The organism is Massilia mucilaginosa (assembly GCF_011682145.1).
GTDB lineage: Bacteria > Pseudomonadota > Gammaproteobacteria > Burkholderiales > Burkholderiaceae_D > Telluria_A > Telluria_A mucilaginosa.
Window position 1 is genome coordinate 22,286 of the sequence record NZ_WHJH01000055.1, and the last position, 25,779, is coordinate 48,064.

Below are 25,779 nucleotides of genomic sequence, written 5' to 3' on the forward strand. Positions count from 1 at the left end.
CCATCTCTTTCGAACGGATGAATCTACCTGTGTTCTGCGTGGAGATCCACCGTGCCAGCGACTGTGGCGGGCACGGAGGATTCCCTTGTCCGTTGAGGGCGGACGAGGTTGACGCTATTTTCCTGGCTGGTTCACAGGCTGGCGCATGGCCGCCATGGCCTGCCCGATGTATGCCTTCATCTCATCGGTGATCCAGCTGCCGATCATCAGCAGCGGTTCCTTTTCGTAAGCGATGCGCATTTTCTCGTGGGTGGCGGGATCGGTACCGATGGACGATTCCGACAAGTCGATCCATTCGCGCATCAACTGGCGCACCTGCGGATCGTGCGGTGCCGCGCCGTCGGCGATCGCCTTGCGCACCCGCGCGATCAGCGCCGGCCACTCGTCCATGCGCAGGCGGTAGTGCGCGTTCATGTACGCGAACTCCGCAGGCGAGACGTATTTCTTGAACATCGCCAGGCGCGACTGCGCAAAGGCTTCCTTCAAGAACGCCTCGACTTCCGGCGTGACGCCGTTCTGCTCGCGCATGGCGGGCTCGCGCGCCTGCATGGCCAGGATGCGGACCATTACGTCCGGGTCGCCGTTGGTATCGCGCTCCAGCTTGAGCATCCATTCCTGCGACAGCAATTGCGCCGCAGGTGCCGACGGTGGCGTGCCGGCGGCGATCATCTGCTTGAAGCGCGCCACCAGCGCGTCCCACTCGGCGATGCAAGCGGCGTCGCCGGCGAAAAATGGCAGCTGTTTCAGTTCTTCTTTTGAAAAATAGGTATCGTACATGGTCATTAACTCCAAAGTGGTCAGCCACGCGGCCAGGTCCGGCTCCACCCCGGCATCGAGTTCGCTGTGCAGCGTTGTCAGCTGCGCGCGCAAGATGCCGGCCTGGTCGATCTGGCGGGTCAGCGCGGCGATCTGCTGCTCCACGATGTTCGACAGGCTGGAGGCCGGATTGGCCAGGAAGGTTCCGATGTCGGCCAGCGACACGCCAAAGCGGCGCAGTGCCTGCACCTGGTGCAGGCGGGCGATGTCGTCGCGGTTGTACTGGCGGTAGCCGGCCTCGGAACGCGCCGAAGGACAGAGCAGGCCGATGGCATCGTAATGATGGAGCGCGCGCACCGTCAGTCCCGACCGTTTCGCCAGCTCGCCTATTTTTAACTTCATCGAATCGCTCCTTGTCTTCATGCGTGAACACAGTCTGGAGTCTGACGTGGCGTCAGGGTCAAGCGGTTTAATCGCTCGGGCGCGGATGCAGGCTCGCCCACAAATGGGCAGCCGCCATGGTCCGGTGCGGCGCGTAGTTGGCCAGCAGCGCTTCGGTGCGCGCCATGTCCGGTTTGGCGTCTTCGCCCAGCAGGTGCTGGAAGGCCGTGCGGATGGCGACGTCGCCATGCAGCGAACAGTCGGGGTAGCCGTAGCCGCGCAGCAGGGCGTAGTTGACGGTCCATGGGCCGATGCCTTTGACGGCCAGCAGCGATGCCGCGACGTGTCCCGCGTCATGCTGGCGATCGAGCACCAGTGCGCCGCTGTCGACCAGTTGCGCAAGGCGCAGCAAGGTGTCGGCCTTGGAGCGCGAGAATTTGCGGGTGGTGAGCGCGTTCGCATCGAGGCGCGCCACATCGCCCGCTTCGGGGTAGCACCACAAGCCGCTGCTGTGCTGGCGGCCGGCCTGCAAGATGAACGTGCGGCGCAGCGCGATGGCGAACGTCAGGTTGATTTGCTGGCCGATGATGGCCCAGGTCAGCGCCTCGAAAATCGTGGCCGACTGCACGATGCGCAAGCCGGGCTGGCGCCGCACCACGGGTCCGAGCAGCGGGTCGCCCGCCACCGCCGCCAGAAACGGCGCCGGGTCGATCCGCAGCGCCAGGATGTTGAGCAGGGCATCGTCGGCCTGGCGCACGTAGGCGGGCGTGAGCGCGCCGTCGGCATCGACCGTGCACAGTGCCGCGTCCGGGCCGAGGGCGATGTCGAGCAGCACCGGCACGGCGCCGATCATCACGCCCTTGCGGATGCGCGCCGGTGCCACCTGTTCGGCCATGCCTTCAAGATCGCGGCTGTGGAAGGCGAGGACGTCGGCGCTGCGGTAACCCGCCGGAAGAGGAATCGACTTCTGCAAGTTGCGGACCTATTTGCTGTGGGGAGAGGGCGCAACGATAGCACGCGGCCCGAACGGCGTGAACCCGGTCACCAGCGCCGTGCCGGCGATGACGACGGCGGCGCCGGCAACCGTATGCCAGCCCACATGTTCGGACAGGAACAGCACGCCCCACAAGATGCCGAACAGGGGACTGAGGAAGGTGACGGTCAGCGCCGAAGTGGGGCCGACTTGCTGTATCAGCTTGAAATACATGATGTAGGCAATCCCGCTGCACAGCACCCGAGCGCCAGTGCCGCCGCCATGATGCCAGGCGTGGCCACGGCGGGCGCGGGGAAGAACGGCAGAGCGGGAATCACCAGCAAGGTTGCGGCCCACATGCTGCCGTGCGCGTTGGCGAAAGGTTCGACCGCTTTGGCCGACTTGGCGTAGGTGCTGGCCACGCTGTAGCAAAAGGCGGCCAGCAGCGCGGCGGCGATGGCGAGCGGCGCCCCGGGCCGCGCTGTGACATCGTCCAAACCGACCAGCAGGGCAATGCCGCAGGTGCCGAGCGCCAGGCCGAGTATCTGTTTGCCGGCGATGGCCTGGCGCGACCAGAACGCGCCGGCATGAAAAGGAAGGAACTGCCCCAGATGGCGGCGAGGACGATCAGGCGAAGCAGGTTGGCTGTGTTCATGGGGCGTATTCCAGATACGAAGCGGTATTGTCCACCGCCGGCCGCATGCGGGAAAGCCGCTTGTTGCTATTCAACCAGCTAGAACGCGCACACCTCGGTGCCGGCCGGCTCCAGCGCCGCCGCATGGCGCACCTGCAGTTCGGCCGGCACGCCGTTCTTGATGGCGGTGAGTTCCGCGAGAATCGAAATCGCGATCTCGGACGGCGTCTTGCTGCCGATGTACAGGCCAATCGGGCCGTGCAGGCGCGCCAGCTGCTGGTCCGACAGGTCGAATTGCTTGAGCCGCTCGCGCCGTTTGGCGTTGTTCAGGCGCGAGCCGATCGCGCCCACATAAAACGCCTTGGACTTGAGCGCCTCCATCAGCGCCAGGTCGTCCAGCTTGGGGTCGTGCGTGAGCGCCACCACGGCGCTGCGGTGATCCAGGTGCGATTCGAGCACCAGGTCGTCCGGCATCGTGTGCACCAGCTGCACCCCAGGCAGGTTCCAGCCGGCGCGGTATTCTTCGCGCGGGTCGCACACGGTCACGTAGTAGTCCATCGCCGTGGCGATCTGCGCCAGGAAGCGCGAGAGCTGGCCGGCCCCGATGATGAACAGGCGCCAGCGCGGGCCGTGAATCGTGGTCAGCACGCCGTTGGCCAGCAACTGCGCATCGCCCGACTGCGCTGGCGTCAGGCTGACCGTACCGGTAGCCAGGTCGAGCCGGCGCGCCAGCAGTTCGTGCGCTTCCAGGCGCGCGAGCAGTTCGTCGATGGCGCTGGCGTTCGACAGCGGTTCGATCGCCAGTTCGATGGTGCCGCCGCAGGGCAGGCCGAAACGGTGCGCTTCGTCGGCGCTGATGCCGTAGCTGACCACCTCGGGAATGGCGCGCGTGATGCCGTGCCGGCGCACGCGTTCGATCAGGTCATCTTCGATGCACCCGCCCGAGACCGAGCCGACCACGCGGCCGTCGTCGCAGATGGCGAGCGTGGCGCCGATCGGGCGCGGGCTCGAGCCCCAGGTCTTGATCACGGTGATCAACTCGCAGCGGTGACCGGCGGCGATCCACGCCGAGGCGGTCTTTAATACTTCCAGGTCTATGCTGTCCATTGAATCGAATATACTGGCGCTCCTGAATCGAGCACATGGTGGGTGGGAAGATGAGCAATGATACAAAAAATGACGACGGTTCGCCGAAGTTCGGCCGTTTGCTGATCGTCCTCGTGGCGGTGGTGGTGTTTTGCGGCGTGCTGACGTGGATCATGGGGACGTACTTCCCGGATTTCCCGAGCTAGCAGTCCGCCGTTCTATTTTCTGCGCTTGCAGATCACCTGCAGCGCGCCGTCCGACACGCTGTCGGGCACGACGTCTTCGGGTGCGAATTTTTCGTACTTGAAGCTTTGCGATACCGGCCCCTTGCCCATCGCCTCGGCGTAGTACACCTGGCTGAGCAAGGTGGTGGTGCGCTCCGCGCACGAATACAGGTGCAGCGCCTTCATCGACAGGTAGGGCGTGCCTTCGGGCGTAGCCTGCTCTTTTGCGTACGATACCAGCGACCACACCTTGTAGCTCTTGTCGCTCCTGATGATGCTGCTCCTGTCGATGTACGACTGGCTGCCCGCGCTCGACCCGACCGGGACCTTGACCCATTGCGCCGCCTGCGCGAGCAATGGGGTCATCAGGCAGGCGAGCAGCAGCTTTTTCATGGCGCGATGGTCTTCTTGGCCGCCTGCTTGGCCTTGATGTCGGCCGTGGCCTTGTCGATCGCCGCCAGGCGCGCGCTGGTACCCGGGTGGTTGGCGACGTAGCCGTTCAACACCGTGGCCGGATAGGTCGCGGCCAGGCGCTTCCAGAACGGGGCCGCGCCATCGATGCTCACGCCGGCGCGCGCCAGCAGGTACATGCTCAGATGATCGGCGGCGGCGTCGAGTTCGGGCGGCATGGCCTTGATCCCGCCGCTGCCGATCAGCATCGAGGTATCGGGACGCACGTTGGTCAGGTTGTCGATGATGCTGCCGATGGTGCCGACGTGGCGCTGCGAGGTGGCGTGTCCGAGGATGTTGTGCGCCATGCCCTTGGCCAGCAGGTAGGCGACTTCGTCGTCGTTTCTCGCGAACTGCAGCATGCCGCGGGTGACCATCACGCGCGAGCCGTCGGCGTAGGAATTGATGTTGTCGGCGTTTCCGAGTTCGATCACGAAACCGCAGGCGCGCGTGACCGGCACGGTCAGTTCGCGGGTCTTGTCGTCGCGCTCGATCTGCAGCGCCAGGCTGGCCTGTTTGGCGACCAGCGGGCCGAATACCGAACCGACTGTGCTCGACGCGCTGGGGCCGACCGGCAGCGCCTTGCCGCTGGCCGAGATGAGGTTGTCGCCGCGGCGCAGGCCCGCGCGCGCCGCGCCGCTGCCGGCCAGTACGCCGGTGACCTGCAGGCGCTCGCCCATGTCGAACGCGATTTGGGCCGCTTCGTTGTACTCGCCCGGATACCAGTAGCGGTTGCGCGCGGTGAAACCGAGCAGGTTGCGCGTGGACGACTTGCACAGGTCCGCGTTGTTGATCAGGAGCGGGGCGGCGATGCGGTACAGGCGTTCCTGCAGGGACGCCATTCTGGTCAGCGCCTCGGCGGCGGCGGCCATGCGCGGCGTGACCACGCGCGCGGGCGGCTCGGCCGGTTGCTGCGGCATGGGTACCGTGGGGGTGGCATCAGGGGCTGGCCCGGTCGTCTCGCAAGCCGACAGCATCAGTGCCAGGCAGATTACCGGCACAGCCGGAAGCAGACCAGTGAAACGGGCCATAGAAGTCTCCAATTAGTGTTTTCCGGTGCTGCCGAAACCGCCGGCACCGCGTTCGCTTGTGTCGAAATCATCGACGATGTTGAATCCAACCTGCACGACAGGCACCACGATCATTTGCGCCAGGCGCTCCATGGGGTTGAGCGTGAAGGCGTTCTGGCCACGGTTCCAGGTCGATACCATCAGTTGACCCTGATAGTCGGAGTCGATCAAGCCTACCAGATTCCCCAGCACGATGCCGTTCTTGTGGCCCATGCCGCTGCGCGGCAGGATCATGGCGGCGTAACCGGGGTCGCTCACGTGAATCGCCAGCCCGGTGGGAATGAGCACGGTGGCGCCGGCTTCGATGGTGATCGGCTCGTCGATGCAGGCGCGCAGATCGAGGCCGGCGCTGCCCGGCGTGGCGTAGGCCGGCAGCTGGTCCTTCATGCGCGGGTCGAGGATTTTGACGTCAATGGTTTTCATGGTGCGGATACTTTTTACTTGAGCAGGGAGCGCTGTTCGATGCGCCTTGCGATTTCTGAAATGAGCTGGCGCGCCAGGGTGAGCTTGTCGGCGCGCGGCAGTACGGTGTGGCCGGAGTCGTCGAACAGCATGATGCTGTTCTCGTCCTGGCCGAAAGTCTGGTGGCCGATATTGCCGACCAACAGAGGAATGCCCTTTTTCTCGCGCTTGACAGCGCCGTATTCGGCCAAACGTTCCGATTCGGCGGCGAAGCCCACGCAGTAGGGCCAGCCCGATACCGAAGTGGTGGCGGCGACCGACGCCAGGATGTCGGGATTCTGCTCGAACTCCAGGGTCGGCGTGGCGCCGTCGTCCTGTTTTTTCATTTTCTGGGTGCTGGCGTTGGCAACGCGCCAGTCGGCCACGGCGGCCACGCTGATGAACACGTGCTGGCCGCCGACGGCGTTCATCACGGCGTCGTGCATCTGGCGCGCGCTTTGCACGTCGGTGCGGCGCACCCCGTGCGGTGTGGCCAGCGCGGTCGGGCCGGAGATCAGGGTGACCTCGGCGCCGGCCTCGCGCGCGGCGCGGGCAATCGCGTAGCCCATTTTGCCGGACGACAGATTGGTAATCCCGCGCACCGGGTCGATCGCCTCAAAAGTAGGCCCGGCGGTGATCAAGACGCGTTTGCCGGCCAACACCTTGAGCTGGAACGAGGCGATGACTTCGTCGAGCAGTTCGGCCGGTTCCAGCATGCGGCCCAGGCCCGTTTCGCCGCAGGCTTGTTCGCCGGCGGCCGGGCCGAAGATCCTGACGCCGTCGGCGCGCAGCTGGGCGGCGTTGCGGCGGGTGGCGGGGTTTTCCCACATCTCGACATTCATGGCCGGGGCCACCAGCAGCGGCACGCGCTGCGGGCGCGCCAGGCATAAGGTCGAGAGCAGGTCGTCGCACACTCCGTGCGCCAGCTTGCGCATGAAGTCGGCCGAGCAGGGTGCGATCAGGATCGCATCGGCCCCGCGCGTCAAGTCGATGTGGGCCATGTTGTTGGCCACGCGCGGATCCCACTGGTCGGTGTGGACCGGATGGCCGGACAAGGCCTGCATCGTCACGGCGGTGATGAAGTGGGTGGCGGCGTCGGTCATGACCACCTGCACCGAGGCACCCTGCTTGATCAGCGCGCGGCACAGGTCCGCCGCCTTGTAGCAGGCCACCCCGCCGGACAGGCCGAGGACGATCTTCTTACCTTGCAGGTCCATCGTCATGCGCGCTCTCCTTATTGCCGGTTCACGCGCCGCAGCTCGTCGAAGACGAACAGCGCGGCGCCGATGCAGATGGCGCTGTCGGCGACGTTAAAGGCCGGGAAGTGGCCCAGGGCGGCGATGTGGAAGTCGAGGAAGTCGACCACATGGCCGTAGGCCAGGCGGTCGATGGCGTTGCCGATGGCGCCGCCCATGATCAGCGCGAGCGCCCAGCAGAACAGGCGCTGGCCGGCATGGCGTTTCAACATGTACAAGATAAAGCCGACCGCGATGACCGCCACGCCGGTGAAGAAGTAGCGCTGCCATCCGGGCTGGCTGTTCAGGAAGCCGAAGGCGGCCCCCTTGTTATAGGCCAGCACCAGGTTGAAGAAGGACGTGATGACCTTCTCTTCGCCGAACACGAAGGTTTTCTGGATCGCGATCTTGGTGAGCTGGTCGAGCAGGATCACGATGGCGGCGATGCCCAGCCAGGGCATCATGCCGGAACCGCCTTGCGGCGTGGACGAGAACAGCTGTTTCTTTTTGGTGGCCATGGGTCGGTATCTTGTTTTGGTCTTGTTTTTGTCTATGCGAATTTATGCAAAAGCGCGCTTCTCGCCGCCGCCGAACAAATTGCTGAAGCAGCGGCCGCACAGGCCCGCGTGCTCGGCGTGGGTGCCGACGTCGGCGCGATAATGCCAGCAACGCTCGCATTTCGGCGCACCGGAGGCGGCCACCTCGATCGCTTCATTCGCTTCCCCGGGCACTTCGCTCACTTGCGCCTGCGAGGTGATGAAGAGGAATTTGAGGTCGTCGTCCAGGCTCGCCAGCAAGCGGTATTTGTCGCCGCTGGCCTTGATGGTCAGCTCGGCCTGCAGCGACGAACCGATGGCGCCGGACACGCGCAATTCTTCGAGCTGCTTGGTGACGTCGGTGCGCACCGCGCGCAAGGTGGTGTACTTGTCCAGCAGGGCGGCGCCGTCGGCGACGTCCGGCATGGTCCAGAAGGTTTGCGTGAAGATGGTTTCGTCGCTGGCGGCAAAGGCGTCGGCGTCGGCGAACACGGCCCACGCTTCCTCGGCGGTGAAGCTGAGCATCGGCGCCATCACGCGCAGCAGGCTTTGGGTGATGTGCCACAGCGCGGTCTGGGCCGAACGGCGCGCCGGCGAATCGACGGCGGACGTGTACAGGCGGTCCTTGAGGATGTCCAGGTAAAAGCCGCCCAGGTCTTCCGAGCAGTAGTTCTGCAGCTTGGAGACGACCGGGTGGAATTCGTAGCGCTCGTAGTGGCTGGCGATGTCGTTTTGCAGCGCGCCCATGGCGGCAATCGCATAGCGGTCGATTTCGAGCAGGTCGGCGGTCGGCAGCGCGTGTTTGGCGTGATCGAAGTCGGAGGTGTTCGCCAGCAGGAAGCGCAGGGTGTTGCGGATGCGGCGATACGATTCGGTCACGCGCTTGAGAATCTCTTCGGAGATCGACAGCTCGCCCGTGTAGTCGGTCGAGGCGACCCACAGGCGCAGGATGTCGGCGCCGAGGGTGTCGGAGATTTTTTGCGGCGCCATCGTGTTACCGAGCGACTTGGACATCTTCTTGCCCTCGGCGTCGACCGTGAAGCCGTGCGTGAGCAGGGCTTTGTACGGCGGGCAGCCATTGAGCATCGAGGACGTCAGCAGCGACGAGTGGAACCAGCCGCGGTGCTGGTCCGAGCCTTCCAGGTACAGGTCGGCCGGGAAGTGCGATTGGGCCGCGTGCGAGCCGCGCAGCACGGTCTGGTGGGTGCAGCCGGAATCGAACCAGACGTCCAGCGTGTCCTTGTTCTTGACGTACATGTCGGCATCGTCGCCGAGCAGGTCCTTCGGTTCGATGTCGAGCCAGGCGTCGATGCCGCGCTCTTCGAACAGCTTGGCGATTCTCTCCAGCAGTTCGGGTGTGCGCGGATGCAGCTGGCCGGTTTCCTTATGCAGGAAGAAGGCCATCGGCACACCCCACTGGCGCTGGCGCGACAGGGTCCAGTCCGGGCGGTTTTCGATCATGCCGTGCAGGCGCGCCTGGCCCCAGTCCGGGAAGAAGCGCGTTTCGGTGATGCCCTTCAGGGCCGTTTCGCGCAGGGTCGGGCCGCCGTCTTTTGGCGTCACGTCCATGCCGGCGAACCACTGCGAGGTGGCGCGGTAGACGATCGGCGTTTTATGGCGCCAGCAATGCATGTAGCTGTGATCGAACATCTTCACTTCGAACAGGGCACCGGCGGCGGTCAGCGCCGCGCAGATCGGCTTCGAGGCTTCCCAGATGGTCATGCCGCCGAACAGCGGCAGGGTCGACGCAAAGCGGCCGTCGCCCATCACCGGGGTGAGGATCTCGTCATCCTTCAGGCCGTGCGCCTTGCACGAAATGAAGTCGTCCAGGCCGTAGGCTGGCGCCGAGTGCACCACGCCGGTGCCGCTTTCGGTGGTGACGTAATCGGCCATGTAGACCGGCGAGAGGCGGTCGAAAAACGCGTCGGACGCGTGCAGCGGGTGCTTGAAGGCGATGCCCTCGAAAGCGGCGCCGAGGCAGGTGGCGATGACTTTGCCTTCGAGCTTGTAGCGCGCCAGGCACAATTCGGCCAGGTCGGCGGCCAGGATCAGCAGCAGCGGCTTGCCGTCGCGCGTGGTCTCGACCAGCGCGTAGGTGACTTCCGGATTGACGTTGAGCGCCTGGTTGGACGGAATGGTCCACGGGGTGGTGGTCCAGATGACGATGAAGCCATCGCCGGCCGGCAGCGCAGGCAGCCCAAACGCGGCGGCCAGTTTGTCGTGCTGGGTGAAGGCGAAGCCGACGTCGATGGCCGGATCGCGCTTGTCCTGGTATTCGACTTCCGCTTCGGCCAGGGCCGAGCCGCAATCGAAGCACCAGTTCACCGGTTTCAGGCCGCGATACACATAGCCTTTGTCGAGCAGGGTGCCGAGCGAGCGCAGTTCGTCGGCCTCGTTACGGAAGGCCATGGTCAGGTACGGGTTGTCCCATTCGCCGAGCACACCGAGGCGAATGAAGCCGGCGCGCTGGCGGTCGACCTGTTCGAGCGCGTAGGCGCGTGCCTTGGTGAGCACGTCGGCGGTCGGCAGGTTTTTGCCGTGCAGTTTTTCGATCTGGATTTCGATCGGCATGCCGTGGCAATCCCAGCCCGGCACATACGGCGCGTCGAAGCCGGCGATGCCGCGCGATTTGACCACCATGTCCTTGAGGATCTTGTTGACGGCGTGGCCGAGGTGGATGTCGCCGTTGGCGTACGGCGGGCCGTCGTGCAGCACGAACATCGGACGGCCCTTGGCCGCCTTGCGTACGCGCTCGTAGATTTTCTTGTCCTGCCATTGCTTGACCCAGCCCGGCTCGCGCTTGGCCAGGTCGCCGCGCATCGGGAACGGGGTGTCGGTCATGTTGACCGGGTATTTGCTCACTGGCTTGGCGTCTTTTTTGCCGCCCTTGGGGGCTTGCTGGTTTTGCTGCTGCTCTGGTTTGCTGGTTTGGCTATTGTCGGACATATTTTTCTTCAAAGAGGTGTATCTGGGTGTCTTGGGTCGTGACGCGCTCTGCGGCGTTTACAGGGGCGGCGTCAAATTCGGTCCAGGGCGGTCAGGGCAGCGGCGCGCCGGGCGAACCAGGCGCGCGCCTGCTCGCTGTCGCGCGTGATCGCGGCGGTCAGGGTGGCCAGGCCGGTGTATTTTTCTTCATCGCGGATCTTTTCGAGGAATTCGACGCGCACCATCTTGCCATAGCAGGACTGGGCGAAGTCGAACACGTGCACCTCGAGCAGCACGCGGCCGCTGTCGTCGACGGTGGGGCGCACGCCCAGGCTGGCCACGGCGGGCAGCGGCTCGGGCCCGAGGCCATGCACCTGGACGATGAAAATGCCCGACAGGGCGGGGCGGTGGGCCACGCGCAAGTTCAAGGTCGGAAAACCGAGCGTGCGGCCTAGCTTCGCGCCGTGGATCACATGGCCCGACATGGCGTACGGGTGGCCGAGCAGCTGGCCGGCCTGCTCGAAGTCGCCCGCGGCCAGCGCCGTGCGCACGGCCGACGAGGAGATGCGCTGGGCGCCGTGCATCACGGTGGGCAGCGTCTCGACATGAAAGCCGTGCTGCTTGCCCGCTTCGATCAGCATGGCGACGGTGCCGGCGCGCCGCGCGCCGTAGCAGAAGTCGTCGCCGACCATCAGCCATTTGACGTGCAGGCCTTCGACCAGCACGCGCTCGACGAAATCCTGGGGCGAGATGGCGGCGAAGTGTTCGTTGAAGTGTTCGACGATGACGCGGTCGATGCCGGCGTTCGAGAGCGACTGCAGTTTGTCGCGCAGGTTGGCGATGCGGTTGGGGGCGCGCGACAGGTCGCCGGCGCGGCGCGCGAAAAATTCGCGCGGATGCGGCTCGAACGTCATCACGGCCGCTTCCAGTCCCAGGTCGGAGGCGGCCGCGCACACGCGCGCCAACAATGCCTGGTGACCGCGATGGACACCGTCAAAGTTACCGATCGTGAGTGCGCAGGGCGCGCGCGCCCGGTCGTTGGGAAGACCGCGAAAAACCTTCATAGGGTGCTCTTGGGATGTCTGTGCATGAGGGAACCTCGAAAAACCTACTGCGCGGCGCAATTTTAGTCCGGGACACGAAAGTCCTGCGATGCTCACCGTACCTTCGTACGGTTGCGCTTCTCGAACGAAACTTGCGCCGCTCGCTACGGTTTTCGAGGTCCCCATGAATAATCGAAGTAGCGATTATACGTTCAAAGCTAAAAAGCGCTGCCTGCAAGATGCAGACAGCGCTTTCGGGGGACTACCGTATCGCGGTGACGATCAAGCCATTGGATGGTTGATGGCCATGATCCAGTAGCGTGCCAGTTCGGCCGTGCCGTCCTTGCCGCCGACCGATTTGAGGGCGGTGATGGCTTTGGCTTTCTGGCCGGCCGCGGCGTAAGCCTGACCCAGGCGCAGCTTGGCGTCGTCAGGACGCTTCAGGCTACCGGCGGCGATGGCTTTTTCCATCATCGCCAGGCCTTTTTCGGCCTGGCCGGCTTGCACCAGGGCGTAGCCGAGGCTGACCAGGCCGTCGTTATCGGCGACCTTTTGCAGCGCAGCTTCGCTGGTGGCGATGTTCTTGTTGAACTCGGCCAGGGTCTTGTCGGCCAGGTCTTTCAGGCGCTGGTGACGCGGCGCATCGGCGCCCACACCCAGAATGCCCGCCTTGTAGCCTTTGTCGACGATCTTGACCGCTTCGGCGGCGGCGCCATCGCGCAGGACCAGCTGGGCCAGCTCCATGTACTCGCTCGGCTTTTTCAGCAGGTTGTTGGCCAGTTGCAGGCGCGAGACGTCCACGCGCAGGCGGTCGGCGAAGCCAGGCTTGCTGGTGATGCGGTTGAGCAGGTCGGCCCAGTAGCTTGCCTTCGGATAGTGGGCAGCCAGTTTTTCGATGGTCGCCACATAGCCGACTTTGTCGCCACTCTTGTTCTGCAGATTGGCCATCATTTGCAGCGGTTCTTCCGGCGGCGTGCGGCCGGATTTGTCGTAGGCGCGCAGATCCGATTCAAGCAGCCTGGTGGCTTCTGCGGTGTTGCCCATCGACATGTAATTCTGGATCAGGTAGGCGCGCAGCTTCGGATCGTCGCGCTCTTTCAGCGATTTCTGGATGGCGGCGTTGGCCTTGCCGAATTCCTTGGCGCGCATGTAGATGCCGATCAGGCCTTCGGAGAAATTGGCGCGTTCGCTGGCGGACAGTTTGCCCGAGTCGATCAGTTTTTCGAACGAGCGGGCGGCCGTATCGTAGTCGCCGGCGGTCGAGGCGGCGGCAGCGCGCACCCTTTCGATCAGGTATTGCTCATTCGCGGTCGGGTTTTTGCTGTCGAGCTTGCGCAGTTCGTTCAGCGCGTCCTTCGCGCGTCCGGCTTGCATCATTTTCTGGGCAGCCTGCAAAGGACCACCAATTTCCGCGCGCACCGCTTCTGCTGCATAGGCAGTGGACAGTCCGACGACGGGCGTTGCTGCGGTAAAGCCAAGAGCGGCCATGGCGAGGCCGAGATGTGCGAGACGAAACTTGATCATTGGAACTCTTTCAATCAAAAGCGAAACGGCAGGATTACCCTGCCGTATCGTCAATTAGCAATAGCGCTTATTGGAACTGTTCGTTACCAACCATACCAATCTTTTTCACGCCAAGACGCTGGGCAGTTGCCATCACGCCGGCAACATACTTGTACTCAACCAGCTTGTTAGGGCGCATGTGCACTTCAGGCTGGTCCGCATCCGGCATTGCCGCAACGGCGTTCATCTTCGCTTCCAGGGCAGCGCGGTCAGCGATGACCTCGTTGTTCCACAGAATCGTGCCGTCGAAGTCGACGTCAATCGTGATGACCACAGGCGGCTTCGGCGGTACCGAGGCAGGACCGACAGGCATGTTCAGATTGACTGCATGGTTTTGTTTCGGAATCGTGATGATCAACATGATAATCAAGACCAACATCACGTCGATCAAGGGAGTCATGTTCATTTCCATCATTGGTTCCGGATCCGCGCCTGCGGCGGGAGAACCGACACTCATACTCATGATGTTTCCTTTTCTAATGTTGGAACCCGCAGGGCGCGGGACCGGTGCCGCTGGTCCCGCGCCCTGCTGAAGGAGGGCTTAGCGGGTGTTACCAGTTTTATCTGGTGGTTCCGTAATGAAGCCGACCTTCTGAATCCCAGCACGCTGTGCCGTGAACATCACCTTGCCGATGAACTCGTAACGCGTTTGCTGGTCGCCGCGTACGTGTACTTCAGGCTGAGGCATCTTGACGGATTCCTTTTTCAGGAACTCGAACAGCTCGTTCGTATCGTTCAAACGGGTCTGGTTCCAGTACATGTCGCCTTCTTTATTGACGACGATGTTCACCGTGGTTGGCTTAGGTTTCAATGCCTGGTTGGTTTCTGAAGGTAACGCGATCGTTTGCAGCTTCAGAACCACCGGGCTCGTAATCAAGAAGATAATCAGCAGAACCAACATGATGTCGACAAGCGGCGTCGTGTTGATTTCTGACATGACTGCATCTTCTTCTCCGCTATCGGAGCCGACGCTCATGGACATGGTGAATTATCCGATCTTTTTAGCGCCGGCAGCACGGCCAGCTTCGCTGGTCGACATCGCACCCGAAATCAGGACCGAGTGAACGTCAGCGCTGAACGAGCGGACATCTTCCATGGCCGACTTGTTACGGCGAACCAGCCAGTTGTAACCCAGAACCGCAGGAACCGCAACGAACAGACCGAACGCGGTCATGATCAGCGCTTCACCGACTGGACCTGCAACTTTATCGATCGATGCGTTACCCGACATACCGATGGCGGTCAGTGCATTGTAGATACCCCACACCGTACCGAACAGACCGATAAACGGTGCGGTCGAACCAACGGTTGCCAAGAACGACAGGCCGTCTTGCAGACGCGATTGAACTTTGTCAACAGCGCGCTGGATCGACATCGTCACCCAGGTCGACAGGTCGATCTGCTCAAGCAGGGCGCCGTCGTGGTGATTGGTTGCCTTGGTACCGGTTTCAGCGATGAAGCGGAATGGGCTGCCTTCTTTCAGGGTAGCCGAACCAGCTGCGATCGACGATGCTTTCCAGAACTTGGCCTGGGCTTCTTTCGATTGCTTGAAAATTTTAGCCTGGTCGATCAGCTTGGTGATCAGGATGTACCACGAACCCATGGACATCAGCGACAGGATGATCAGCGTGCCTTTGGAAACGAAGTCGCCTTCGGCCCACAGTGCTTCGATACCGTACGGGTTGTGCACCGCTTCTTTTTCGCCTTCTTTGACTGCTGGCGCTGCCGGAGCCTCAGCTGCCGGCGCTGCTGGAGCAGCCGCTTCCGGTGCTGGCGCCGCAGCTGGAGCCGCTGCGTCTGCCGCAGGGGCTGCCGCTGGAGCAGGAGCGTCAGCGAAAGCTGGTGCGGAGACCAGCGCCGAAGCTGCTGTAACCGAGAACAGGACAGCCGCCAGTGCAGCGGACAAACGGGTATTCTTAAACATGCTTCCTCCAAATTTATAAAATAATCAGTTCGCTGAACATAATGACAACGAAAATCACAGTAGTGAGACTAAACTGCCGCCTCGGTTCTTAATCCAGCGTCCAGACGTATTGCATTTGCATCCATGCTTGTTCCGGCTTGCCATCAACCATGGTTGGCTTGAACTTGCACTTTCCGATGCCTTCTTTCGCTGCCTTGTCCAGGGCGCTGAAGCCGCTCGACTTGACAATTTTCGAATCGGCGACGCGACCGTCGGTACCGATCAGGAAAGACAGGGTGACCGTGCCGGTTTCTTCGTTACGCAAGGAAGCTTTTGGGAACTCCGGTTTTGCGCAAGTGTTGAAATCGGCGACCGCAGCGATGCGGACTGGATTCGGGTTGGCCGGCGCCGGTGGCGCTGGTGGCGCAGGAGGCGCTGGACGTGGCAGTTCCGTCGTGGCCGGCTTGACATTGGTCGCCGCGGCGATCGTGTTCTGGACCGGTGGCGGCTGCTGTACGTTGACTTCGACCGGCGGAATGAACGGAGGCGGAGGCGCCTTCATTTCAGGCGGCGGCGGCGGTGGCGGAACATCCGGCGGAGGAGGCGGTTTGACCTCTTCGACAATCTTGGTTTCCACTGCTTCAGCCATTTTAGTGACCATGCGGGTACCCAGACCGCTTACGATCCCCCAAGCCACCAACGCGTGAATAGCAATTACGACCGCAATGCCAGTGAAATTCTTCCCGGGGTTCTTATCATGCGAAAAATTCATGCCTGCTTTCTCCAATACCAACTCTTTTTGTTGCTACTAAACCCACAAAACACGACAAGACCTTGAGCCGCATCCGGGACGTCGGCGAATTATACCTACGAATCCTTTTTTTACCATACATTTTTACGGCGCCAAACCGGGTCGATTCAGAGCGTGAAAACGATTGTCAAAGGCCTCGCTAGAGCCATGACCTGCATCTTCCGGTAAAAAAAGCAATACTAAAATGCTACGTCATGTGAAGGGCATGCTAAAACGTAGAAAATGCATGGAACAATCGATTGAACCCGTTGTTTCTTACACTTTGCTGACACTCCGCCAAATAACATTCGACCCCGCCGTGGCGATTATGCTAACTATAGCTAGTTTCAGTCATGGGGGGCGTACTGTTGAAAGCCACGGTTGCGCATCCGGGAACTTGCTGTCGAAAGGCTGGCTGCGCAGCGCCGGAATGGTCGTCATCGCGGGGATGCCGGACCAGTCTGGCGCGCCAAGCTATGCGCCTGGCTAATGACTGTCATCACGTCAGCAATATAGCATATTGATGCGCGCGTACCAGTCTTTTTTGCGCGGACATGGACGATTCTGTTGCGCTCATCTGGTAGGGCCGGGTGGAGCGCCCGGCAGCCGGCCTTGCGCCGGCCCGCTCGCTAAGGACGATTGCGCTTTTCGCGCTTGCATTCGAGGCTGCTGAGGATGTTCCCGGAAGGGTCGACCGTGTCCAGATGGACGTCGAAGCCCCACAGGCGCGCGACGTGCTTGAGCACTTCCTGGGCGTGCTGGTTGAGCGGACGGCGCTGGAACTGGGTGTGGCGCAAGGTCAGGGCCCGGTCGTCGCGCGTGTTCACTTGCCAGACCTGGATGTTGGGTTCGCGGTTGCCCAGGTTGTACTGTTCGGCCAGCTGCTGGCGCACGTAGCGGTAGCCGCGCTCGTCGTGGATGGCCGAGATGGTCAGCTTCTCGTTCTTGTCGTCGTCGAGCACGGCGAAGAAGTGGAAGTCGCGGATCAGTTTCGGTGAGAGGTATTGGGCAATGAAACTTTCGTCTTTGAAATTTCGCATCGCAAAGTCGAGCGCCACCCGCCAGTCGGTGCCGGCGATCGCGGGAAACCAGTCGCGGTCTTCCTGGGTCGGGTTCTCGCAGATGCGGCGGATATCGCTCATCATGGCGAAGCCCAGCGCGTACGGATTGATGCCGCTGTAGTACTGGCTGGTGGCGGGCGGCTGATAGACGACGTTGGTGTGGCTCTGCAAGAACTCCATCATGAAGCCGTCGCCGACGATGCCCTCCTTATATAGTTCCTGCAAGATCGTGTAGTGCCAGAAGGTGGCCCAGCCTTCGTTCATCACCTGGGTCTGGCGCTGCGGATAAAAATACTGGGAAATCTTGCGCGTGATGCGGACCATTTCGCGCTGCCATGGTTCGAGCAGCGGCGCATATTTTTCGATGAAGTACAGCAGGTTTTCCTCGGGCTCGGGCGGGAAGCGCGGGATCGCCACGTCGGCCGCTTCTTCGTCGCGCCGCGGCACGGTGCGCCACAGGGCGTTGACCTGCGACTGGGCATATTCTTCGCGTTCTTTTTGGCGCGCATTTTCTTGCGCCAAGGACAGCTTGGCCGGACGCTTGTAGCGGTCCACGCCGTAGTTCTGCAGCGCATGGCAGGAGTCGAGCAGCAGCTCGACCGCGTCGATACCGTGGCGCTGTTCGCACTCGGCAATGTAGTTCTTGGCGAACACCATATAGTCGACAATCGCGTCGGCATCGGTCCAGGTGCGGAACAGGTAATTGCCTTTGAAAAATGAATTGTGCCCGTAGGCAGCATGGGCGATCACCAGCGCCTGCATGGTCAGGCTGTTCTCTTCCATCAGGTAGGCGATGCAGGGATTCGAGTTGATGACGATCTCGTACGCCAGGCCCATCTGGCCGCGCTTGTAGCTCTTTTCGGTGGACAGGAAATGCTTGCCGAAAGACCAGTGGTTGTACGAAACCGGCATGCCGACCGAGGTGTAGGCATCCATCATCTGCTCGGCGGTGATGATCTCGAGCTGGTTGGGGTAGGTGTCGAGGCCGAAGTTCCTGGCGACACGGCGGATTTCTTCGTGCGCGTGCTCGATCAGGTCGAAAGTCCATTCCGACTGTTCGGGCAGGGCGCGCGGGTGTTTGGGGTCTCTTGGCATGGCTGTGCTCTCCTGGTGCCGGCGAGTTGCTTATTTCGGTTGCTTCTTGAATAGTTCACGGAAGACCGGATAGATATCGGCCGGCGTGACGATTTTTTGCATCGCAAAGTTCGGATGGTGGTCCGATACTTCGGCGTACTGCTCCCACAGGTTCTGCGGCGGGCCGTCGGTGATTTCCACATACGTGTAGTACTGGACCGCCGGCATGATGGTATTGATCAGCAACTGCTTGCACAGCACCGAGTCGTTGTCCCAGTTGTCGCCGTCCGAGGCTTGCGCGACGTAGCTGTTCCACTCGCCGCTGCCGTAGCGCTCGCCGATGACCTTGGTCAACAGGTGCAGCGCCGACGACACCACGGTGCCGCCCGATTCGCGCGAATGGAAAAATTCTTCCTCGTCCACTTCGGACGCGGCCGTGTGGTGGCGGATGAACACCACCTCGATCTTGTCGTAGGCGCGTTTCAGGAACAGGTACAGCAGGATGAAAAAGCGCTTGGCGGTATCTTTGCGGCTCTCGTCCATCGAGCCCGACACGTCCATGATGCAGAACATCACGGCCTGGGTCATCGGCTTGGGCACCTTGATGCGGTTGCTGTAGCGCAGGTCGAACGGATCGATGAAGGGAATCGCCAGCAGCTTGGTGTGCAGGTGATGGATCAGGCGCTTGAGCTCGACCACGCGAGGATCGTCGAGCGGCGTGCCTTCTTCGAGCAGCGCGATCAGTTCGTTCTCGGCCTCCAGCACCGCCTTGCGCGAGCTGCCGCCGACCGCGATGCGCCGTCCCAGCGCTCCGCGCAGCGAGCGCAGCACGTGAATGTTGGACGGCGTGCCCGACATATTGTAGCCGGCGCGCTGGTTCTTGAATTCGGTGGTGGCGGTCAGCTGGGTCTTGACCATGTTGGGCAATTCCAGGTCTTCGAAGAAGTAATTCATGAATTCTTCGCGCGAGAGCTCGAAGATGAAATCGTCTTCCGATTGCTGGTCGCTGTTGCCCGCCTTGCCGCGCCCGGCGCCGCCGCCGCCCTTGGGCCGGTTGAATTGATCGCCTTTTTGATATTCCTTGTTGCCGGGGTTGATGGTTTCCCACACGCCACCGTGGGCGTGGCCGAAATTCGGCTCGTTCACATCCTTGACGGGAATCGATACCTTCTCGCCATTCTCGATATCGGTGATCGAGCGGCCCTTGATGGCCCGCCCGACAGCGTCCTTGATCTGGCTTTTGTATCGCCGCAAGAAGCGCTCTCGGTTGATCGCAGACTTGTTCTTGCCTTGCAAGCGTCGGTCGATGAGGTAAGTCAAAACGGGCCTCCTGCTTCAAATCCTGTTTGCGCCCGGGCAAGCGCCGTAGCGTGCCGGGCGGACCGCGACGGCCCGCTATCCGGCCGCCTTACGACGACTTGCGCACGCGCAGATACCATTCGCACAGCAGGCGCACCTGCTTGGCGGTGTAACCCTTATCCACCATGCGCGCCACGAAGTCGGCGTGCTTGTTCGCATCCTCGGCACTGGCCTTGGCATTGAACGAAATGACCGGCAGCAGTTCCTCGGTATTCGAGAACATCTTCTTCTCGATCACGGTGCGGAACTTTTCATAACTGGTCCAGGCCGGATTCTTGCCGCCGTTGGTGGCGCGGGCGCGCAAGCCGAAGTTGACGATCTCGTTGCGGAAATCCTTCGGGTTGCTGATCCCGGCCGGCTTCTCGATCTTTTCCAGCTCGTTGTTGAGCGAATCGCGGTCGAAACTCTCGCCGGTGTCGGGATCGCGGAATTCCTGGTCCTGGATCCAGAAGTCGGCGAAGGTCACATAGCGGTCGAAAATGTTCTGGCCGTATTCGGAATAGCTTTCCAGGTAGGCGGTCTGGATTTCCTTGCCGATGAATTCGACATAGCGCTGCGCCAGGTGCTCCTTGATATACGAGAAGTAGCGCTGCTCGGTTTCGGGCGGGAACTGCTCGCGCTCGATCTGCTGTTCCAGCACATACAGCAGGTGCACCGGATTGGCCGCCACTTCGGTATTGTCGAAGTTGAAGACCTTGGACAGGATCTTGAAGGCGAAGCGGGTCGAGAGCCCGTTCATGCCTTCGTCCACCCCGGCGTAATCGACATACTCGTGCATCGACTTGGCCTTGGGATCGGTGTCCTTCAGGTTTTCGCCATCGTAGACCAGCATTTTGGAGAAGACGCTCGAGTTTTCCGGGTCCTTCAGGCGCGACAGGATCGCGAACTGCGCCATCATCTTCATGGTGCCGGGCGCGCACGGCGCCTGCTCCAGCGAGGAATTGCGGATCAGCTTGTCGTAGATCTTGATCTCGTCGGACACGCGCAGGCAGTACGGCACCTTGACGATGTAAATCCGGTCGAGGAAGGCTTCGTTGTTGCGGTTGTTGCGGAAGGTTTTCCACTCCGACTCGTTCGAGTGCGCCAGGATGATGCCGTCGAAAGGAATCGCGCCGAAGCCCTCGGTCCCCTTGTAATTGCCTTCCTGGGTGGCGGTCAGCAGCGGATGGAGCACCTTGATCGGCGCCTTGAACATCTCGACGAATTCCATCAGCCCCTGGTTGGCCAGGCACAGGCCGCCCGAATAGCTGTAGGCGTCCGGATCGTCCTGGGCATAATCTTCGAGCTTGCGGATATCGACCTTGCCTACCAGCGAAGAAATATCCTGGTTATTCTCGTCGCCCGGTTCGGTCTTGGAAATGGCGATCTGCTTGAGCACCGAGGGATAGCGCTTGACCACGCGGAACTGGTTGATATCGCCATTGAATTCGTGCAGGCGCTTGACCGCCCACGGGCTCGGGATGGTGCGCAGGTAGCGCCGCGGAATGCCGTAATCTTCTTCGAGGATGACGCCGTCTTCTTCCTCGTTGAACAGGCCGAGCGGCGATTCGTTCACCGGCGAACCTTTCAGCGCATAGAAGGGCACCTGTTCCATCAGTACCTTGAGCTTTTCGGCGATCGACGACTTGCCGCCCCCGACCGGGCCGAGCAGATACAGGATCTGCTTGCGTTCTTCCAGCCCCTGCGCCGCATGGCGGAAGTACGACACCACCTGCTCGATGACTTCTTCGGTGCCGTAGAAATCGCGGAAGGCCGGATAAATCTTGATGACCTTATTGGCGAAGATGCGCGACAGGCGCGTGTCGTTGCGCGTGTCCACCAGGGTCGGCTCGCCGATCGCCGCCAGCATGCGTTCGGGCGCGCTGGCGTACGTCAGCTTGTCCTTTTTGCACAGTGCCAGATACTCAGAGAGGGAATACTCCTCTTCGCGGGTACGCTCGTAGCGAGCTGCGTAGTTGTCAAAAATGGTCATTTGAATGTCCTTTAATGTGCTACTTCACTGTCACTGGCAGTCTTACCGCAGGCGTGCTGTCAGCCCTGGTTGTTGGGTGCTCCTTGCGAGCCGCCGCCGGCTTTCCTGTTCCAGCAATTCCGAAACAAAAAACGGCTAACGATATTTATTGTTTTTACCGGTGTTGCCCGGTGATTTGCGCGTATCGACAAGCTCTTCTTACGCCTGTGAAATTTATTATGTGCCTAATAGTTGCGGAAGTCAAAGTAATGTAGAGCAAGCTGATGTAACGGTTCCAAGTGGTTGATTTAAAAAGAAAAAACAGTATGTTTACGGTCCATTTTGTTGTCTCATTTTTGCCTTGGAGGTTTGTTATGCATGCCGTCTTGATCAAGGTTTCCTGCACCAATGAAAGAACGCCAGCGCCACCATCGCGGGTGATTGGATAGTGCACGAACTCTGCGACCGATGGCGCACGAAAATCACGCTTCGTGACACACATTTTCCGCCCCGCACTTAGGGGACCCTTAGCGGTGGCGCGCTTGCGGCCTGCGCTTGCGGCGTGCGCTTGCGCTACACTGCGGTCTGACGACACACCCATTACCGACGGAGAAACCCATGCTGAACGACCAGATGAGAAATATTGTGCAACAGATGCCAAAGGCTGAATTGCACATCCACATCGAAGGGTCGCTCGAACCGGAGCTGATCTTTGCGCTGGCGCAAAGAAATGGTGTTTCCCTGGCCTATGCCTCGGTGGACGAGCTGCGCGCGGCCTACGCCTTCAGCGACCTGCAATCCTTCCTCGACATTTACTACGCCGGCGCCAGCGTCTTGCTCAAGGAGCAGGACTTCTATGATATGACCATGGCTTACCTGGTGCGTTCCCACGCCGACAACGTGCGCCATGCCGAAATCTTTTTCGACCCGCAAACCCATACCGCGCGCGGCGTGCCTTTCGACACCATGATCAACGGCATCTGGCGCGCCTGCCAGGACGGTCCGATCAGCGCGACCCTGATCATGTGTTTCCTGCGCCACCTGAGCGAAGACGACGCCATTGCCACCCTGGAAGAAGCGCTGCCGTTCCGCGACAAGTTCATCGGCGTCGGCCTCGACTCGTCCGAGCGCGGCCATCCGCCCGAAAAATTCGCGCGCGTGTTCGAGCGCTGCCGCCAGCTCGGCCTGCGCCTGGTGGCCCACGCCGGCGAGGAAGGCCCGCCGGCCTACATCGAAACCGCGCTCGACGTATTGAATGTCGAACGCATCGACCACGGCGTGCGCTGCCTGGAAGACCCGGAGCTGAGCGCGCGCCTGGCCAGGGAGCGGATCGCGCTGACCGTCTGCCCGCTGTCGAACGTCAAGCTGCGCGTGTTCGGCGAGATGGAACAACACAATCTCCTGACCCTGCTCGAGGCCGGCCTGGTCGCCACCGTCAACTCGGACGACCCGGCTTACTTCGGCGGCTACATGAATGATAACTTCGTGGCCGTGTTCGAGGCGCTGCCCCTCACCGCCGTCCACGCGCGCCAGCTGGCCCGCAACAGCTTCACGGCGGCCTTTTTGGAACCGGAAGCCAAGCGCGCTTTCCTTGCGGAGGTCGACCAGTTTTTCGCCAACGCCAGCGCCAACGCCAACGTCTCCCTCTAACAGACTGCCCACCCCGCCATGCTGATTCAATCGCTTCGAATGACCGCGCGCGACTGGCGCGCCGGTGAACTGCGTTTTTTGCTGATCTCCCTGATCATCGCCGTCTCGGCGCTGTCGGCGGTGGGTTTTTTCATCGACCGCATGCGCAACGGCCTCAATCGCGATGCGCACCAGCTGCTCGGCGCCGACCTGCTGGTCAATGCCGACCAGCCGCTCGATCCGGCCTGGCGCGCCGAAGCCGTCAAGCGCGGCCTGGTGCTGGCCGATACGGTGACGTTTCCCAGCATGGCGCAGGCGGGCGAGGGCGAGCAGTCGGTCTCGCAGCTGGCGGCCATCAAGGCCGTCTCGCCCGGCTACCCGCTGCGCGGCCAGCTGCGCATCACCACCAGCCTGGAGCAGGCCAGCGCCGCCCTGGGCGAGAAAACCGACGCCACGCCCGCGGCGGGCACGGTATGGGTCGATCCCAATATCCTGAGCGCCTTGAAAGTGACCGTCGGCAGCCGCATTCGCGTCGGCGACAAGGAATTCACGATCGCCCAGCTGATCGCCTCGGAGCCCGACCGCGGCCCCTCGTTCGCCAATTTTTCGCCGCGCGTGATGCTGCCGCTGGCCGATCTCGATGCCACCGGCCTGGTCGACAACGGCTCGCGCGTGACCTACCGCCTGCAGGTGAGCGCCCCCTCGAACAAGGACACCAGGGCGGTCAAGGACTACGAAGCATGGATCGGCGAGCGCATCGAGGCTGAAAAGGTGCGCGGCGTGCGCGTCGAATCGCTCGAAAACGGCCGTCCCGAAATGCGCTCCACGCTCGACCGCGCCGACCGCTTCCTGTCGCTGGTCGGGCTGCTCTCGGCCATGCTGGCGGCGGTCGCCGTGGCCATGGCCGCGCGCCGCTTCATGCTGCGCCACCTGGACGCCTGCGCCATGCTGCGCTGCCTCGGCCTGACCCAGAACCAGGTCACCCTGCTGTACCTGATCGAATTCGCGCTCATCGGCCTGGTCGGCAGCGCGCTCGGGGTGCTGGTCGGATTCGGCGGCCACTATGTCTTGATGCAGCTGATCGGCGCCATGCTCAGCACCGACCTGCCGCCGGTGTCCTTCCTGCCGGCCGTGCAGGGCATCGCCACCGGCATGCTGCTGCTGGTCGGCTTTGCGCTGCCGCCGGTCTTGCAGTTGCGCAACGTGCCGCACAACCGCGTGATCCGGCGCGAACAGGCCGCGCCGAAACCGATGGCGCTGGCCACCTACGGCCTGGGCCTGGTGGTATTCGTCGGCCTGCTGCTGTGGCAAGCGGGCGACGTCAAGCTGGCGCTGTCCACCGCGGCCGGTTTCCTGGGCGGCTTCGCCGTCTTCGCGCTGGTGGCGTGGGGCGGCCTGGCCGCCCTCAAGACGCTGCGCGGCGCCATCGACAACCAGAGCTGGCGCTTCGCCGTCACCTCGCTGCAGCGCCGTCCGGGCGCGACCATCGTGCAGGTGGTGTCGCTGGCGCTCGGCCTCATGGCCCTGCTGCTGCTGACCGTGGTGCGCGGCGACCTGATGACCGCCTGGCGCAGCGCCACCCCGCCGGACGCGCCGAACCGCTTCATCATCAACATCCTGCCCGAGCAGAAGGATGACGTGGCCAGGCGCATCGCCGCCGCCAGGGTCGACGACGCGCAGCTGTTCCCGATGATCCGCGGCCGCCTGGCCGCCATCAACGGCAAGCCGATCACCGCCGCCACCTACGACGACGACAATGCGCGCCGCCTGTCCGACCGCGAATTCAACCTCTCGACCACCAGCGACATGCCGGCCTCGAACGAGATCGTGGCGGGCCAGTGGTACAAGGATGGACCGGACGTGGCCGAAGCCTCGGTCGAACAGGGCATCGCCAAGACGCTGCGCCTGAAACTGGGCGACACCTTGCGCTTCGATGTCGGCGGCACCCTGGTCGACGCCAAAGTGACCAGCCTGCGCAAGCTCGAATGGGGCTCGATGCGCGCCAACTTTTTTGTCATCATCAACCCGGCCGCGATGGAGAAGACCTCGCAAACCTTCATGACCGCCTTCCACCTGCCGCCGGCCCAGAGCACCTTCACCAACGGCCTGACGCGCGATTTTCCGAACCTGACCGTGATCGACGTCAGCGGCATCATCCGCCAGTTGCAGGAAGTGCTGGACCAGGTGGTGACCGCGGTCGAATTCCTGTTCATGTTCACCCTGGCCTCGGGCGTGCTGGTGCTGTACGCGGCGCTGATGGGGTCGCAGGACGAGCGCACCCGCGAGTCGGGCCTGCTGCGGGCGCTGGGCGCCACGCGCAAGCAGCTCGCGCGCGCGCAGTGGATCGAATTTTCGCTGGTGGGCGGCCTGGCGGGCCTGCTGGCGGCGTCGGGCGCGGCGGCGCTGGGCTGGGCACTGGCGACTTACCAGTTCAAGTTCCCGTGGACCTTCAGCCCGATGGTGTGGCTGGCCGGCCTGGTGGTGGGCGCGCTGTGCGCGATCATCGGCGGCTGGCTCGGACTGCGCAACGTGCTGCGCCAGCCGCCGCTGCAGACCCTGCGCGGCACTTAGCCTGAATTTTGCATAAAAAAGGGCAAGAATGCCGTAAGTGATTGATAAAATGTGAGTTATCGAGAAACACAGCTATCAACAAAAACGCCACCTTGCCCGACATGAATTCTACCTCAGAGCAGCT

General features: G+C 62.3%; 23 protein-coding genes. 3 read left to right on the top strand and 20 right to left on the bottom strand.

All coding sequences use genetic code 11. From position 1 onward, the window contains the following. Window positions 1–114: 114 nt before the first annotated feature. The 5 genes from F2P45_RS28355 to F2P45_RS28370 form a co-directional block, all read right to left on the bottom strand. Complete coding sequence (locus F2P45_RS28355; RefSeq protein WP_166881569.1) at window positions 115–1,158, bottom strand: MerR family transcriptional regulator; 1,044 nt, start codon at window positions 1,156–1,158, stop codon at window positions 115–117. 67 nt (window positions 1,159–1,225) lie between these two features. Further along, window positions 1,226–2,110 (bottom strand): DNA-3-methyladenine glycosylase family protein, encoded by an 885-nt coding sequence (locus F2P45_RS28360; protein ID WP_229505348.1) that lies wholly within the window; start codon window positions 2,108–2,110, stop codon window positions 1,226–1,228. Window positions 2,111–2,119: 9 nt separating this feature from the next. Next, window positions 2,120–2,344, bottom strand: coding sequence for an EamA family transporter (locus tag F2P45_RS36465; RefSeq protein WP_229505349.1), 225 nt, complete (start codon window positions 2,342–2,344; stop codon window positions 2,120–2,122). Further along, window positions 2,329–2,607 carry a hypothetical protein gene (locus F2P45_RS36470; protein ID WP_229505350.1) on the bottom strand — a complete coding sequence of 93 codons (279 nt, stop codon included), beginning with the start codon at window positions 2,605–2,607 and terminating at the stop codon, window positions 2,329–2,331. Before F2P45_RS36470 ends, F2P45_RS36465 begins: the two co-directional genes overlap by 16 nt. A gap of 236 nt (window positions 2,608–2,843) precedes the next feature. Continuing rightward, a complete protein-coding gene (locus tag F2P45_RS28370; RefSeq protein WP_166881570.1) occupies window positions 2,844–3,851 on the bottom strand; it encodes an XdhC family protein in 1,008 nt (335 codons plus the stop codon). 50 nt (window positions 3,852–3,901) lie between these two features. On the opposite strand from F2P45_RS28370, the gene F2P45_RS36840 reads away from it, so the two are divergent. Continuing rightward, complete coding sequence (locus F2P45_RS36840; protein WP_267877383.1) at window positions 3,902–4,036, top strand: hypothetical protein; 135 nt, start codon at window positions 3,902–3,904, stop codon at window positions 4,034–4,036. Window positions 4,037–4,048: 12 nt separating this feature from the next. Here the strand turns inward: F2P45_RS36840 and F2P45_RS28375 are convergent, their stop codons facing one another. From F2P45_RS28375 to F2P45_RS28445, 15 genes are all read right to left on the bottom strand, one after another. Next, window positions 4,049–4,447, bottom strand: a complete 399-nt coding sequence (locus F2P45_RS28375; RefSeq protein ID WP_166881571.1) for a surface-adhesin E family protein — start codon at window positions 4,445–4,447, stop codon at window positions 4,049–4,051. Beyond that, window positions 4,444–5,424 (bottom strand): M48 family metallopeptidase, encoded by a 981-nt coding sequence (locus F2P45_RS28380; RefSeq protein WP_229505351.1) that lies wholly within the window; start codon window positions 5,422–5,424, stop codon window positions 4,444–4,446. Before F2P45_RS28380 ends, F2P45_RS28375 begins: the two co-directional genes overlap by 4 nt. Before the next feature lie 123 nt (window positions 5,425–5,547). Continuing rightward, a complete protein-coding gene (gene dut, locus F2P45_RS28385) occupies window positions 5,548–5,997 on the bottom strand; it encodes a dUTP diphosphatase (protein ID WP_166881573.1) in 450 nt (149 codons plus the stop codon). 14 nt (window positions 5,998–6,011) lie between these two features. Beyond that, complete coding sequence (gene coaBC, locus F2P45_RS28390) at window positions 6,012–7,232, bottom strand: bifunctional phosphopantothenoylcysteine decarboxylase/phosphopantothenate--cysteine ligase CoaBC (RefSeq protein ID WP_166881587.1); 1,221 nt, start codon at window positions 7,230–7,232, stop codon at window positions 6,012–6,014. 17 nt (window positions 7,233–7,249) lie between these two features. Beyond that, complete coding sequence (gene lspA, locus F2P45_RS28395) at window positions 7,250–7,768, bottom strand: signal peptidase II (protein ID WP_166881574.1); 519 nt, start codon at window positions 7,766–7,768, stop codon at window positions 7,250–7,252. 42 nt (window positions 7,769–7,810) lie between these two features. Then, a complete protein-coding gene (ileS, locus tag F2P45_RS28400; protein ID WP_166881575.1) occupies window positions 7,811–10,732 on the bottom strand; it encodes an isoleucine--tRNA ligase in 2,922 nt (973 codons plus the stop codon). A gap of 71 nt (window positions 10,733–10,803) precedes the next feature. Further along, window positions 10,804–11,775 (bottom strand): bifunctional riboflavin kinase/FAD synthetase, encoded by a 972-nt coding sequence (locus F2P45_RS28405; RefSeq protein ID WP_166881576.1) that lies wholly within the window; start codon window positions 11,773–11,775, stop codon window positions 10,804–10,806. A gap of 261 nt (window positions 11,776–12,036) precedes the next feature. Further along, window positions 12,037–13,278: a tetratricopeptide repeat protein gene (locus F2P45_RS28410; protein WP_166881577.1), complete on the bottom strand. Its 1,242-nt coding sequence runs from the start codon at window positions 13,276–13,278 to the stop codon at window positions 12,037–12,039. Window positions 13,279–13,345: 67 nt separating this feature from the next. Beyond that, window positions 13,346–13,780 carry an ExbD/TolR family protein gene (locus tag F2P45_RS28415; RefSeq protein ID WP_187367242.1) on the bottom strand — a complete coding sequence of 145 codons (435 nt, stop codon included), beginning with the start codon at window positions 13,778–13,780 and terminating at the stop codon, window positions 13,346–13,348. 78 nt (window positions 13,781–13,858) lie between these two features. After that, on the bottom strand, window positions 13,859–14,299 hold the full coding sequence (locus F2P45_RS28420; protein ID WP_166881578.1) for an ExbD/TolR family protein: 441 nt from the start codon (window positions 14,297–14,299) through the stop codon (window positions 13,859–13,861). Between the two features lie 6 nt (window positions 14,300–14,305). Beyond that, window positions 14,306–15,241, bottom strand: coding sequence for a MotA/TolQ/ExbB proton channel family protein (locus F2P45_RS28425; RefSeq protein WP_223164848.1), 936 nt, complete (start codon window positions 15,239–15,241; stop codon window positions 14,306–14,308). Between the two features lie 88 nt (window positions 15,242–15,329). After that, entirely contained in the window at window positions 15,330–15,992 is a 663-nt protein-coding gene (locus F2P45_RS28430) for an energy transducer TonB (RefSeq protein ID WP_166881579.1), read from the bottom strand. 647 nt (window positions 15,993–16,639) lie between these two features. Beyond that, window positions 16,640–18,166 carry a SpoVR family protein gene (locus F2P45_RS28435; RefSeq protein WP_166881580.1) on the bottom strand — a complete coding sequence of 509 codons (1,527 nt, stop codon included), beginning with the start codon at window positions 18,164–18,166 and terminating at the stop codon, window positions 16,640–16,642. A gap of 30 nt (window positions 18,167–18,196) precedes the next feature. Continuing rightward, window positions 18,197–19,465, bottom strand: coding sequence for a YeaH/YhbH family protein (locus F2P45_RS28440; protein ID WP_166881581.1), 1,269 nt, complete (start codon window positions 19,463–19,465; stop codon window positions 18,197–18,199). A gap of 88 nt (window positions 19,466–19,553) precedes the next feature. Further along, on the bottom strand, window positions 19,554–21,476 hold the full coding sequence (locus F2P45_RS28445) for a PrkA family serine protein kinase (RefSeq protein ID WP_166881582.1): 1,923 nt from the start codon (window positions 21,474–21,476) through the stop codon (window positions 19,554–19,556). Window positions 21,477–22,073: 597 nt separating this feature from the next. Between F2P45_RS28445 and F2P45_RS28450 the strand changes: the two genes are divergently transcribed. Beyond that, window positions 22,074–23,105 carry an adenosine deaminase gene (locus F2P45_RS28450; protein ID WP_166881583.1) on the top strand — a complete coding sequence of 344 codons (1,032 nt, stop codon included), beginning with the start codon at window positions 22,074–22,076 and terminating at the stop codon, window positions 23,103–23,105. An 18-nt stretch (window positions 23,106–23,123) separates the two neighbouring features. Continuing rightward, the gene (locus tag F2P45_RS28455; protein WP_166881584.1) at window positions 23,124–25,655 is read left to right on the top strand and encodes an ABC transporter permease; all 2,532 of its coding nucleotides are present in this window, start codon (window positions 23,124–23,126) and stop codon (window positions 25,653–25,655) included. The last annotated feature ends 124 nt before the right edge of the window (window positions 25,656–25,779 follow it).